A 12,450-nucleotide genomic window follows, 5' to 3' on the forward strand; every position below is an offset into this window, starting at 1 on the left:
GGGCGGCAGGCTGGCCGCCGCGCGCGGCGCGGCGGCCGCGCTGTCGTCGTGCAGGCCCGGCAGGTGCTCGCACTGGATGGTCTCGCCGTCGGCCAGCGCCGCCGCGGTGCGCAGCACATGGCGCAGCTGGCGGATGTTGCCGGGCCACGCATGCTCCATCAGCAGGCGCTCGGCCGCGGCGCTGAGCACGGCACCGCGGCCGCCTTCGGCCTTCAGCACGCCGTGGATCAGCTCGCGCTTGTCGCTGCGCTCGCGCAGCGCCGGCAGCAGCAGCTCGATGCCCGACAGGCGGTAATACAGGTCTTCGCGGAAGCGCCCCTCGCGCACCAGCTCGGGCAGCCGCTGGTGGCTGGCGCTGATGAGCTGGAAGTCGACCGCGTAGGTCTCTTCGGTGCCGAGCGGCGTGACCTGCCGTTCGTCGAGCACGCGCAGCAGCCGCGCCTGCAGGTCCAGCGGCATGTCGGCGATCTCGTCGAGGAACAGCGTGCCGCCGTCGGCCTGCAGGATCTTGCCGCGCCGGCCGGTGCGCTGAGCGCCGGTGAAGGCGCCGGCGCGGTAGCCGAACAGCTCGGATTCGATCAGCGTCTCCGGCAGGCTCGCGCAGTTGATCGCGACGAAGGCGCCGCCGGCATGGGGGCTGGCCTCGTGCACCGCGCGTGCGAACACCTCCTTGCCGGACCCGGTCTCGCCGCACAGCAGCACCGGCGTCTGGCGCGCGATGACGCGGCGCGCGGTCTCGAGGTGGGCCGCCAGGCGCGTGTCGTTGAAGGTCGGCGATTGGGCCGACGCGCGCGCTGCCGTGGCGGCGCGCGGCGCGAGCCGGGCCACCGCCGTCGAGTGCGTGGAGGTGGAGGCGGTGGAGGAGGAGGGGCCCGCGGCCCCCGACAGCGCGTGCACCGTGGTGCCCGACTCGGTGGCCGGCCGCCGCGCGACGGCGAAGAAGCGCAGCGCCGCGTTGGCGCGGAAGGTGACGATCGGGTGGAACGACGACTGGGTGCTGCGCTGCAGCATGTCCTCGAGCGAGGTCTGGAACAGGTCTTCGATGTGGCGCGAGCGGATCTCGTCGACCGTCTGCAGCCCGAGCTGGAACAGCGCGCTGCGGTTGGCCGCGAGGATGCGGCCGTCGTCGCCGACGGCGAGCCGGCCTTCATGCAGCGTGTAGACGAACTCGGGCCGGCTGTGGAAGTGCAGCGGGTGCGCGTTGCGGAAGCGCCGGTCGATCAGGCGGTTCTCGATCATGCGCGCCGTCATGCCCAGCAGCACCAGCAGGTGCTGCTGCATCATGCTGGAGCGGCTGGTGACGTCGAGCACCGCGGCGATGTGGCCCGACGGGTCGAACACCGGCACCGCCGAGCAGGTGAGCTGCGTGAAGTGCGTGAAGAAGTGGTCTTCGCGGCGCACCGAGATCGGCGCCGCGGCGGCCAGGCAGGTGCCCATGCCGTTGGTGCCGGCCTCGGTCTCGCTCCACATGCCGCCGGGGCGCAGGCCGAGCGGCCCCATCTCGGCGGCGAACTCGGTGGAGGCGACCATGTGCACGATCACGCCGTCGATGTCGGTCAGCACCACCGCCGAGTCGGCATCGCCGAGCTGCTGGTACAGCGTGGTCATCTCGTAGCGCGCGCTGTCGATCACGTCGGCCTGGCGCTCGCGCCGCTCCTCGAGCGCGGCATGGCTGATGACCGCGGGCTCGCGGGCCTTGTCGGGGTGCAGCCGGTACTCGTTCAGGCAGCGKCTCCACGACTGCGTGACGACATCGTTCGCCGAGTCGTGGACGCCGCCGCGCACGATGTCCATCACATGCTCGGCATGCCGATCCTCGCCCGTGCGCAACACCAATGTCATGTGCTTCCCCCTGAGACCGCAGGATCCTGATTCTGGTGCGATGCGGCGCGCTGCATACCGGGTGAAACGATAAGGCCCTGTCGTGGTCTGACACCGTGGTCTGCTTTTTGCGACTCGTCCCGCAAACAACCCTGGAGACACGATGACGAGCCCCAGCCGCCACCTGAGCGCCGCCCCTGGCCACGATACCGATCCGACAGCGCCGCTCGACCTGATCTTCATCGAAGGCCTTGTCGGCGAAACGGTCATCGGCATCCACGAGTCCGAACTGCACCGGCCGCAGCCGCTGGTGATCGACGTGCATGCCGGGCTGCCGCGGGCGCGCGCCTGCGACACCGACCGCATCGTCGACACCATCGACTACAGCGTGGTGCGCGAGCGCCTGCTGCGCCTGCTGGCCGAGCACCAGCTGAAGCTGCTGGAGGCGCTGGCCGAGACGGTCGCCGACATCCTGCTCGGCGAGTTCGGTGCGAGCTGGGTGCGCGTGAAGATCGTCAAGCCGCGCAAGTTCGCGGATGTGGCGGCGGTGGGCGTGCAGATCGAGCGCACCGCGAGCCCGCTGTCGGCGGCCGGCCGTTCGGCGACCGTCGTGCAGCTCTTGGGCTCGGGGCTGGTGCCAGGCACTCCGCCCCGTTGAACCTCAGGCCGCCGCGAACGGATGCGGCGTCGACCCCTTCTTCGCGACCACCTCGGCCGCGGTCGGCGAGCCGGCCACCGCGCGCTTGATCGACTCCTTGACGGCGCGGTAGTTGAAATCCTGGATCTTCTTGTCGTCGTCGGCCAGCCAGTGGATGAAGACGCCGACGCAGATGAACAGGTTGTCCGCTTCGGCCGGCGGGATCGTGCCGTCCTCGACACAGTCGGCCACGGCCATCGCCACGCCGCGCTGCGCCGGGCCGAACATCTGCACGGCCTGCTTGGCGCCCTTGATGGTGACCTTGTTGAACATCACGGTGGCAGGCTTGGTCAGCAGGTTCGGGGCCACCACGGCGAGCAGCGAGGTGAAGCCGTCCTTGTTGTTGGTCAGCGCGTTGGCGAAGGCGGATTCGGCGGGGCTGCCGCGCGGTCCGATGAGCAGGTCGATGTGGGCAACTTCATTGCCCTCTCCGACGAGCGACTCCCCGACCATCATGCGATCGATCTTGGCCATGGTTGTGTCATCTCCTGTATGGGTTTGTGGGGAACGTTCCCGACACTGGCAAGGCGCCAGTGCTTCAGGTCTGTTATCACGTTCCGTGCCACCGATCGACGGCTCATGCCCGCAGGCCGGCGATCATCAGCGTGGCCACCGTCAGGTCGGCGGTGGTACCGGGGTTGATGCCGCGTTCCTTCAGCCATTCGTCCCAGGCCGCGAAGGCCGGCGCCGCATCCATGCCGTCCGCGCCGCGCCAGGCCTGCGCCGAGGCCATGACAGTCTGTGCCACCGCCTCGCCGTGTTTGCGGACAATGTGTGAATCGGCAAAGCTGCCCAGCAGAGCAATGTAGAGCCGCTGCACCGCCGTCGTGGTGGCCGCGTCCGGCACGTCGCAGGCACCCTCGTGCGGGCATGCAAAGCCCGGGCCCAATGCGGGCAGCGCGACGCCGAACACATCGGCATAGCCGTCGCGGTACTGGCGCGCGATCAGGTCGCGGCCGGCCGACAAGGCCATCGCGGCGCGCAGGTCGATGCTCGGCGCGGCGCGCACGTCCTCGGCCGGCGCGTCACCCAGCCCACCGGGGTTGGCGCGGGCGATCGCGCGGAAGGCGTGCTGCGCATCGGTGAGGCTCAGGCCGGCCAGCACGCCGGTGATGGCCTCGCGCAACGCAACCGGGTGCGTCACGCCGGGATGCCGCTCCAGCGCCACGGCGATCGGTGCGCACAGCAGCAGGATGCCGAGGTTCGTGTTGCAGTGCGCCACCGACCAGCTGGCGTCCACCGCGGCCTCGATGCGTTCGCCGACGCCGGCACCCGGCGTGAACAGCGGCCCGGCCGCGGCCCTCGCGCTGTCGATGAACATCGTGGCCTGCATGCGGTGGCCGGCCGACTGCAGGCTCACGTTGCCYGGCTTGCGCACCGCCACGTCGAGCGTGCAGGCGCACAGGAAGGCGGCCTTCGGATCCAGCGTCATGCGTTCACGCGCAGCGCCCGGCCGCGTCGTCGTCGAGCGCGCGCAGGCCCGCGCACTTGCGGTCCAGCAGGTCGTCGACGATCGCGCGCGCGATGTTGAAACCCGTCACGCGCTGCAGGCCCTGCCATGCCGCCACGCCGTTGACCTCGATCACCTGCGTGCCCTGCGTCGACGGGATCAGGTCGACGCCGGCGTAGTCCATGTCGAGCGCCTGCGCCGCGCGCTCGGCGAGTTGCGCGAGGTCGGGCGTGAGCGCCGCCGGTTCGCAGCGCGCGCCTTGCGCGACGTTGTGGATCCAGTGCTCGCTGACGCGGCGCATCGCGGTGATCGCGTGGCCGCCCACCACCAGCACGCGCCAGTCGAAACCGGGCGCGGTGGCGGCCGGCACGAAGCGCTGCAGGTAGGCGAGCGAGCCGAAGCCGGACCCGAGCGCCGGCAGCGCATGGTGCACGCCGTCGACCTCGCCGACCAGCTGCAGCCCCTTGCCCTGCGAGCCGAACAGCGGTTTCAGCACCAGCGCATGGCCGGCCGCGCCTTCGCGCACCGCGATGCGCTGCGCGTGCGCCTGCGATTCGGTGGCCCAGGTGGGGGGCGTCGGCACGCCGGCCGCATGCAGCAGCAGGCTGGTCATCGATTTGTCGACGCTGCGCTCGATGGCCCGCGCATCGTTGTAGACCGGCACGCCCAGCTCGCGCAGCGCATGCAGCACGCCCAACCGCTTGGTGACCTGCTCGAAGCTGCCGCCGGCGATGCCGCGCACCAGCACCGCATCGGGCAGCCCGCGGCCGAAGCCGGGCAGCGCGAGGCCGTGCCACGCGAGCGTGGTGTCGATGTGGCAATCGGCGAGGTCGATGCAGCGGCCGACCGCGCCTCTCGCTCGCAAGGCCGCTTGAAGCTGGCGCGTGTGCCAACCGGTCTCGTCGGCCATGATCGCGATGCGCATCACAGCTCCTGCAGCCAGAGCTGCCGCAGCAGCGCCATGTTCAGCGCGCCGCCATGCCAGGTGTGGCCGCTGTCGAGGTTGCTGATCCACACCTCGGCCGGCGCGAACAGCCCGGCGTCGATCTTGTAGAAGTCGTAGCCGGCCTCCTTGAAGATGTCGGCGAACGAGCGGCCATGGTCGCTCGAGGTGGTGGACGGCAGGTGCCGGGCCAGCGCCAGCGCGGCCGCATCGTCGCCGCGCACGCTGAGGTGCACCTGGCCGCCGTAGAGGATGGCGTCGTTGGTGCGGCCCATCGCCTGCACGCCGTCGGGCGTCGGCGACGGCAGCGGTGCAGTCGCCACGCCGTCGACGATGTGGTGCAGCGCGAAGCCCAGCGTGTGCGCCTTGTGCAGCGCCGTCTCCAGCACGCGCGCGACGATCTGCGTCGTGCCGGCCGGGCTGGTGGTCGGCGTCAGGATGATCGTCAGCCCCTCGGGCTGCAGCGCGCAGTCGTGCAGCAGCTTGTCGATGATCACCGGCGGCGGCGGCCGGTCGACCTCCATCACCAGCACGCCGCAGTCGGCGCGGTCGCGGTAGCCGAGTTCCTGGTACAGGGCTTCCTTGCCGGCCAGTGCGCGCGCCGGGCCCGAGCCGAGCGAGAAGAACTTCTTGCCGCCGGTTTCCTCCTTGGTGGCCGCGAGGCTCCAGCCGGCGTACTGGCTGCCCAGGCAGGCCAGCACCGGCTGCGAGCTGCGCACCTCGATCCAGCTCGGCCAGCCGTGCTGCGCGCCGGCGCGCAGGCCGACCTGGCCCAGCCCGCCCATGCAGATCTCGCCGATCAGCAGGCCGGCGGCGACGCTGCCGCGCGCCTCGATGCCGGCGTCGACGATGCACACGCCACGGTCGTCGCGGCGCACCGTGACCTGCAGGGCGTCGGCATCGGCGAGCAGGCGCTCGACCAGCGGGCGCGCCCGCGCGTTGACGCTCAGGAGGGTGTCGTTCATGGCGCTGTCTCCGGTGTGTCCAGGGTGTCCAGCAAGGCCTCGCGGGCGCGGTGCAGGCTGTCCCTCACCGCCTCGGGATCGCCGCCGCTCGCGCTCAGGCTGCACAGCGGGTCGCCGGCCGCGATGCGGGTGCCGGTGCAGGGCAGGTCGTGTGCGCCGGGCCAGGCGGCGAGCCGCTGCGCGAGCGTCTCGTCGACCTGCTCGTCGTGGCGCGCGAACACGATCTCGGTGCCGTTGACGGGGTCCCGGCCGGTGCGCGGTGCCGGCAGCATGCCGTGCAGGCAGGCCTGCACATGGGCCGCCATCACGCCGTCGCCGTACAAGGCCATGCTGGCCGGCGGGCGCGGGTTGACCTCGAGCACGGCGATCTCGTCGCCGTCGCGCATGAAGTCGAGGCTGCACAGGCCGCGCAGTTCGAAGCCGGCGGTCAGCGCGTCGACGGCGACGCGTGCCTGCGCTGCGGCGCGGCCTTCGAGCGGCACCGGCCCGACCACGCCGCAGAACACGAACGGCCGCGTGCCGAAGCGGCGCACCGTGATCTCGTTGAAGCCAAGCAGCGCCGCGCGGCGGCCGTTGCCGATGAAGGTGGCCGACATCGGCACGCCCGGCGCCTCCTGCTGCAGGTAGTGCTGCGCCGGCATTTCGGCCACCCGCTGCGGCGTGGCGCGGCTCACCTGCCAGCCGCCGCTGCCCAGCGCGTCCTTGGTCAGCCAGTGCGAGCCGTCATCCGGCAGCGTGCGCGACAAGGCGCCCAGCCGCACCGGCGGGTGGTGGATGCCATGCGACGCGAGGAAGCCGAAGAAGAGCGCCGGGTCGCGCACGCGGCACACCGCCGACACCGGCGTGCCGACCAGCGGCAGCAGCTGCGCCGCTTCGGCCAGCAGCCGCGGCCGGCCCTCGAAGCCGCTGCCGGCGACCCAGCCGCGCACGTCGCCGCGCCGCGCCAGCTCGCCGAGTGCTGCGAGCGTGCGCGCGTCGTCGATCGCGAGCGTGGCGGGCTCGCCCAGGCTCATCCAGTGGGAGGCGGCGCGGCGCGTGTCGGCATCGCCGAACAGGTCGAGTGCGACCACGTCGAAGCCGTCGCGCACCGCGGCCTCGGCCATCATGCGGGCGGACAGCGCCGCCACGGCGATCACGCCGGCGGGCGGGCGGGGCGAGGGGCTCGAGCGGCTCAAGCCGTCTCGCCGGCCGCGCGCTCCGCGAGGAACGCGCGCGCGGTGGCGAACGCCTCCGGAAAGCCGAGCACCAGCGCCTTCTTGTCGGAGTCGCGCATCTGCACCAGCAGGCGGTGCTGGGTCTGGTACTTCACGTTGCCGACCGCGAGCGCGCCGATGCCCAGCGCAGAGCTGCCGGCCAGCGGCTTGCCGTCGTCCATCACGCCGACGCCGGCGATGCCTTCCGGCGGCACGGCATTGACGTCGGCCGCCACCTTGAGCCGCTTCGCGTTCTTCAGGTCCTCGGGCGAGACCACCTGCACGCCGGCCGCGGCGCAGGCCAGCACCACGTCGGCATCGGCGAGCGAGGCGCGCACCGCCGCGGAGTCGGCACCCGACACGCCGTGCATCTCGACCTGGAAGCGGGTGGCGGTCTCGTGCGCTGCGGCCTCGGCCGCGGCGGCGCCGCTGCGGCTGGACAGCGACACCCGCGCGCCCGCCTGCGCGGCGATCACGCCGGCGATGCGGCCCACCGGGCCGAGCCCGCCGAGCACCACCAGGCGCAGGCCGGTGAGGCCGTGGCCGTGCTGCTTCTGCAATGCGGCCTCGGTGCAGGCGACCATCGCCGCGGCCGTGGTGTAGGCGCCGCTCGGGTCGGCCATCACCGACACGACGAAGGGCTTGACCATCGAGGCCCGGGCGCGCTCCAGCATGTCGGCCGCGAGCATCGCGTTGCGCCCGCCGATGAACAGGCCGGTGCGTGCGACACCCTTCGGGCCGCGCGAGAAGATGGCGTCCTGCGTCAGCGCGGTGATGTCGTCGAGCGTCACGTCGCAGTACGGCGCGATCACCTGGTAGCCGGCGTCGGCGGCCATGTTGACGTCGAACGGGCTCATCTGCCGGCCCGGCGTGAACATGTGGAGGATGTAGGGGCGTTCCATGGCGTGGGTTTCAAAGAGGTTCGCAGGCGTGCTCGGTGAGCAGCGCGCCGCGGTTGAGGCCGGCGACGATGCTCAGCGTGATGCCGGGTTCGAGCAGGCGATCGGTGCGCAGCGCGTGCAGGGCGGCCTCGGCCGCGGCCTGCGACGGCAGGATCGCGAAGCCCGTCGGCCCCCACGAGCTCTGGCCGATGGCCGCGCCGTCGATCGACTGCACGACGCGGCCCACCGCCGCGCTGGTGTACGCGCCGCCCTGCGCCGGCGCGAAGTGCTCGCCGAGCAGTTGCTGCACGCGGTTGATGCCGGCCGCGAACGGCTCGAACTCGCTGCTGGCCGCGCCGGGCAGCACGCGCATCAGCACCTGGTGGCAGATGTCGGCCGACAGCGATTGCGGCAGCGGCTGCAGCGTCGCGATGGCCTGCTTCTCCTGCGGGCCGGACAGGCCGCGGTGGCGCTCGTCCTGCACCACCAGCACGCGCCAGGCGGCCGGGAACGCGATGCGCGACAGCAGCGGTGCCGGCATGCCGTCGGCGCCCGGGCCGCCATCGACCAGCAGGCCGCCCTGGTCGAAGCCGGCGATGCCGATGCCCGAGCGCAGGCCGCGGGCGAGCCAGTGCGCGAGCKTCACGCTGCTCAGGGCCAGGCCATGCCATTGCGCGAACACGCGCCCGATGGCCAGCGCGAGCTGCGTGCCCGAGCCGAAGCCGGCATGCGGCGGCAGCACGCGCGACAGCTGCAGGCGCAGCGGCGTGCGCAGGCCTGTGTGCTCGCGCAAGGTGTGCAGGAAGCGGCTCGCGCGCTCGATCTCGGCGTGCGCAGCGGCATCGACGGCCACGAGGTCGTCGGCCGATGCGGCGCTCAGCTCGAGCTCGGTCGCGATGCCATCGATTACCAGCCCGAGGCTGCCGAAGCGGCGGCCCAGCGTGCCCGCCGGGTCGAGGAACCCGAGGTGCAGGCGGCCCGGCGCGCGAAGCTTCAGCAGGCGGTGGTGGTCGGTGGCGGAGGCAGGCATCGGAGACTGGCTAAGCAATCCCCGTTCCGCTGGGGTTTACCCCGCAAAAGCGGGTCGGAGCGCCCTGCAGGAGCCCGGGCTTGTTCCGCCCGGGTGACACAGTGTCATGTCGCCCTCAGTCGTATTTGATGTACTTGAAGCGCGGATCGTCGGGCGTGCCTTCGAGCGCCGAGCCTTCGATCGCGCCGGGCTGCCACATCACCACCTCCTCGATCTTCGCGGCGAGTGCGAAGTCCTTGTCGGTGATGCCCTTGGCCGCGTGATTCATCAGCTTGACGGTGACGAAGGCGAACGAGACCGTGAGGTCGGGGTGGTGCCAGGCGGCTTCGGCGAGGTGGCCGACGGTGTTCACCACCATCAGCGTGCCTTTCCAGCCGCCGGTCTTGTACTTGCGGCGGATCCAGCCGTCTTCGAGGTACCACTTCGGCAGCTCGGCCTTCAGCCGGGCCTCGATCTCTTCGGGCGAGTAAATCTCGTCGGGGGTCTTCTTGCGCCACTGGGTCATGTCGATCTCCTTGGGCAGGGTTGCCGGCCTTGATCTTTGGCGCGGCTCCGCCCAGCATCATCGCTCCGCTGGAGCAAACACCATGCGCAGAAGGGTCTGGAACATCGCGATCGCGTCCGCGCTGCTCGGCATGGGCAGCAGGCGCGTGGGGGCCGCGCAGCTCAGCGTCGAGCAGGTGCGCGAGCGGCTGGCGGCGGCGCAGGGGCGGGCCGAGCTGGCGGGGCTCGACCTGTCCGACCTCGACCTGAGCCGGCTCGATTTCCGGCAGGCCCGCCTGGCGGGGGCCAGCCTGTTCGCATCGAAGCTCGTGCTGAGCAAGTTCAATGGTGCCGACCTGACGCGTGCGAACCTGAACGGCGCGTGGCTGATGGGCACCGACTTCAGCGGCGCGACGCTCGCGGGCGCCAGCCTGCTCAGCGTGGTGGTGTTGGGCGGCGCGGTGAAGGCGCCGCCGATCTTCGAGGGCGCGGACCTGAGCGGGGCGCGCGTCATTGCCGACTTTCTCGGCGTGAACCTGCGGCGTGCGAAGCTGGTCAAGACCAACCTCGGTGTCAACATCAAGAACCAGGGGATGGGGCAGATGCGCACCGATCTGTCGGGCGCGGATTTGAGCGAGGCCGACCTCGAAGGGGCCGACCTGAACCGGTCGATGATGTCGTTCGCGAAGCTCGTCAACGCCAACCTGCGCGGCGTGAACTTCTTCAACGCGAAGCTGGCCGGGGCCGACCTGAGCGGCGCCGATGTCACCGGCGCGGATTTCACCGATGCGGTGCTGGACGGCATCGTGTTGTCGGACGTGAAAGGACGCGGCAGCGCGAAGGGATTGGGTGACAAAGGCCGTTCGCCCTGAGCTTGTCGAAGCCAGCGAATCGCGAGGGCGTTTCGACAGGCTCAACGCGAACGGAGGTTTGCGCGTCAGCTCTTGCGCTTCACCGCCGCTTGCTTCGACCCGGCAGCGAATCTCGCCGCCTCGTCATCCGGCGGCAACAGCGAGGTCAACGTCCCCTGCGGCAGGTTGCGCAACTGCCCGGCATCCAGCTTGCCGATGAACTTCCAGCCCGTCGGCAGCTTGATGAACGCGAACGCGGTGGGCGGGTCGACGAACACGTCGTAGTCGTTGACGACGACGGCCTCGGTGGTCTGGGCCTCGGCCGGCGAGCCGATCAGGGCCCCCAGCATCAGGGCAAGGCAGGACAGGTGGCGAACAGCGGACATCGAGGGCTCCAGGGAATATCGGGTGGGAATGCCAGTGTCGGGGCGGCGTGCTTCAGGCTGACTTCATGGCGCCCCACGTTCGTTTCATTCGTTGCCGCTATGCTGTGGCCCCGTGATCCCGCCATTCAATCATTCTCACGTGCTACCGCCCTTCCAGGGCGAGCGTCTGACGAGCGCGAACAGTTCGCCCTATCTCGTGGGCTCAAGCCAGTTGGTGCAACGCTTTGCTGTCAATGCCGCGCGATGCGTCATTCTGGATGGGTTGCTACGCTATCGCGCCGAATTGCGCGAGCTGGGCTTCCTGCGAGGCTTTCAATGGCTCGACGGCAGCTTCGTCGAGGATGTGGAGGCACGCGAAGGTCGTGCGCCTGGCGATATCGACCTGGTGACCTTCGCGCATCCACTCGCTGGCATGAGCAAGGACGACATCAACGCGATGATGGCCGCCCGGCCCGACTTGTTTCTTCGGGAGCAATGCAAGGAGAATTTGCACTGTGACACGAGTATCGTCAACATGACGACGGCACCCGAGTGGCTGGTGATGCAAACCCGATATTGGTATGGCTTGTACTCGCACCGTCGCGGTGACGCCCTTTGGAAGGGCTTGCTGCAGTTGCCCCTGGATTCCGACGACGGAGATGCCCGTGTGATGCTGGACATGCTGACGTCCCGAGGAGATTTCGATGCTCGCTCAGCTTGAAAGGCAGTTTCTGCAGGCAGATCTGGCGCAGGCGCGCCAGTTGCTCGCAGAAGGTCGGGCGCACGACGACCCCATCGCCGAACATCAATACGCCCAACGTGTCGCGCGCCTCGAACGCGAACTGGCCGAGTTGTCCCAGGCCGTTCTGCATGCGCCTGCCGGAGTGGCCTTGTTTTTTGGCGGACGACCGGTCATCGGCTCGCACGGAATCAAGGCCGCTTTCGGGACGCAGGCCGTCGGTCAGTTCCAGAAGCTCGTGAGCCAGCGCTACGCCGCCGCTGAAACAGGCCCGCTGTCGTCGCGAGGCAGGGTGCCGATGAGCGAGGACACGCAACTCCTCGTCACCGATGTCGTTCGCGGCTCGTTCGGCTTCGTACTGCAAGCCGATGAGCCCGCCCACGGTGATGTGGTGCTCAAGGAGGTGGTAGACGAAGTGGCCGATACCTTGTCGCGCATGGCTGCGACGGACGACGCTCTATTCGACGAAGCTTCGGCCCGCGTAGACAACCGCCAACTCGGTGCGCTGAAGGACTTCTTCAAGTTGCTGGACGACGAGGGCGCAAGCCTGCGCGTTGTCGAAGGCGAGCGGGATTTCGAATTGACCGTGGAAGGGGTGCAGCGTGCTCGGCAGCGTGTCGAGGCATTGACGATCGAGGATCGCATCGAAACCTTGCAGGGCGAGGTCATCGGTTGGGCCGAGTATTCGCTGCGCTTCGAATTGCGTCTCCATGCTGACAGCAGCGTGGTCGTAGGGGCAGTGTCGCGGGAGGCGATGGACCACTTGTTGGAAGACGACGTCATCCTTTTGCACCGTCACGTTCGTGCGCGGGTCAAGGTGCGGGAGGTGCGATTGCGCAATCGTGCGCCGCGCAAGACGTTTTCCCTTCAGACCATCGAGATGATCGAGGCCCCCGCGGGGTGGTCGCAGCGGGCAGGGCAGCAACCAATTTAGCGCCGAGCGACATAAGAAGGCATGCCCCACTTCCTGTTCGTCGTCGCCTCCACCCGCGAACCCGGCCACATCGGCAACACCGAATGGCTGGCCCGCCG

At 70.1% G+C, this 12,450-nt stretch carries 14 protein-coding genes; 4 read left to right on the top strand and 10 right to left on the bottom strand.

Going from position 1 to position 12,450, the window contains the following annotated elements; genetic code table 11:
- On the bottom strand, positions 1-1,842 hold a 1,842-nt coding region (locus tag AC1DXV_RS23940), incomplete at its 3' end, for a sigma-54-dependent Fis family transcriptional regulator (protein ID WP_477935870.1).
- 142 nt (positions 1,843-1,984) lie between these two features.
- On the opposite strand from AC1DXV_RS23940, the gene AC1DXV_RS23945 reads away from it, so the two are divergent.
- Positions 1,985-2,479 carry a dihydroneopterin aldolase gene (locus tag AC1DXV_RS23945; RefSeq protein WP_477866785.1) on the top strand — a complete coding sequence of 165 codons (495 nt, stop codon included), beginning with the start codon at positions 1,985-1,987 and terminating at the stop codon, positions 2,477-2,479.
- 3 nt (positions 2,480-2,482) lie between these two features.
- Here the strand turns inward: AC1DXV_RS23945 and fae are convergent, their stop codons facing one another.
- From fae to AC1DXV_RS23985, 8 genes are all read right to left on the bottom strand, one after another.
- Positions 2,483-2,992, bottom strand: coding sequence for a formaldehyde-activating enzyme (gene fae / locus AC1DXV_RS23950; protein WP_477866787.1), 510 nt, complete (start codon positions 2,990-2,992; stop codon positions 2,483-2,485).
- A 103-nt stretch (positions 2,993-3,095) separates the two neighbouring features.
- Entirely contained in the window at positions 3,096-3,950 is an 855-nt protein-coding gene (locus AC1DXV_RS23955; RefSeq protein WP_477866789.1) for a triphosphoribosyl-dephospho-CoA synthase, read from the bottom strand.
- A 4-nt stretch (positions 3,951-3,954) separates the two neighbouring features.
- Positions 3,955-4,893 carry an ATP-grasp domain-containing protein gene (locus tag AC1DXV_RS23960; RefSeq protein ID WP_477866791.1) on the bottom strand — a complete coding sequence of 313 codons (939 nt, stop codon included), beginning with the start codon at positions 4,891-4,893 and terminating at the stop codon, positions 3,955-3,957.
- Positions 4,893-5,876, bottom strand: coding sequence for a methenyltetrahydromethanopterin cyclohydrolase (mch, locus tag AC1DXV_RS23965; protein ID WP_477935872.1), 984 nt, complete (start codon positions 5,874-5,876; stop codon positions 4,893-4,895). The genes AC1DXV_RS23960 and mch overlap by 1 nt, the downstream gene beginning before the upstream one ends.
- Positions 5,873-7,051: an ATP-grasp domain-containing protein gene (locus AC1DXV_RS23970; RefSeq protein WP_477935874.1), complete on the bottom strand. Its 1,179-nt coding sequence runs from the start codon at positions 7,049-7,051 to the stop codon at positions 5,873-5,875. Before AC1DXV_RS23970 ends, mch begins: the two co-directional genes overlap by 4 nt.
- Entirely contained in the window at positions 7,048-7,971 is a 924-nt protein-coding gene (locus AC1DXV_RS23975) for an NAD(P)-dependent methylenetetrahydromethanopterin dehydrogenase (RefSeq protein ID WP_477868113.1), read from the bottom strand. Before AC1DXV_RS23975 ends, AC1DXV_RS23970 begins: the two co-directional genes overlap by 4 nt.
- A 10-nt stretch (positions 7,972-7,981) precedes the next feature.
- Positions 7,982-8,980, bottom strand: a complete 999-nt coding sequence (locus tag AC1DXV_RS23980) for a beta-ribofuranosylaminobenzene 5'-phosphate synthase family protein (protein ID WP_477935876.1) — start codon at positions 8,978-8,980, stop codon at positions 7,982-7,984.
- Positions 8,981-9,095: 115 nt separating this feature from the next.
- Entirely contained in the window at positions 9,096-9,485 is a 390-nt protein-coding gene (locus tag AC1DXV_RS23985) for a 4a-hydroxytetrahydrobiopterin dehydratase (protein WP_477868117.1), read from the bottom strand.
- A gap of 82 nt (positions 9,486-9,567) precedes the next feature.
- Between AC1DXV_RS23985 and AC1DXV_RS23990 the strand changes: the two genes are divergently transcribed.
- Complete coding sequence (locus AC1DXV_RS23990; RefSeq protein ID WP_477868119.1) at positions 9,568-10,335, top strand: pentapeptide repeat-containing protein; 768 nt, start codon at positions 9,568-9,570, stop codon at positions 10,333-10,335.
- A 65-nt stretch (positions 10,336-10,400) separates the two neighbouring features.
- Here the strand turns inward: AC1DXV_RS23990 and AC1DXV_RS23995 are convergent, their stop codons facing one another.
- The gene (locus tag AC1DXV_RS23995; RefSeq protein ID WP_477935878.1) at positions 10,401-10,700 is read right to left on the bottom strand and encodes a hypothetical protein; all 300 of its coding nucleotides are present in this window, start codon (positions 10,698-10,700) and stop codon (positions 10,401-10,403) included.
- A gap of 112 nt (positions 10,701-10,812) precedes the next feature.
- Here AC1DXV_RS23995 and AC1DXV_RS24000 point away from each other — a divergent pair, with 112 nt between their 5' ends.
- Entirely contained in the window at positions 10,813-11,400 is a 588-nt protein-coding gene (locus tag AC1DXV_RS24000; RefSeq protein WP_477868123.1) for a DUF6932 family protein, read from the top strand.
- Positions 11,384-12,352: a hypothetical protein gene (locus tag AC1DXV_RS24005; RefSeq protein WP_477868125.1), complete on the top strand. Its 969-nt coding sequence runs from the start codon at positions 11,384-11,386 to the stop codon at positions 12,350-12,352. Before AC1DXV_RS24000 ends, AC1DXV_RS24005 begins: the two co-directional genes overlap by 17 nt.
- Positions 12,353-12,450 lie beyond the last annotated feature (98 nt).

It is taken from the genome of Rhizobacter sp. P3_C12, assembly GCF_056402735.1.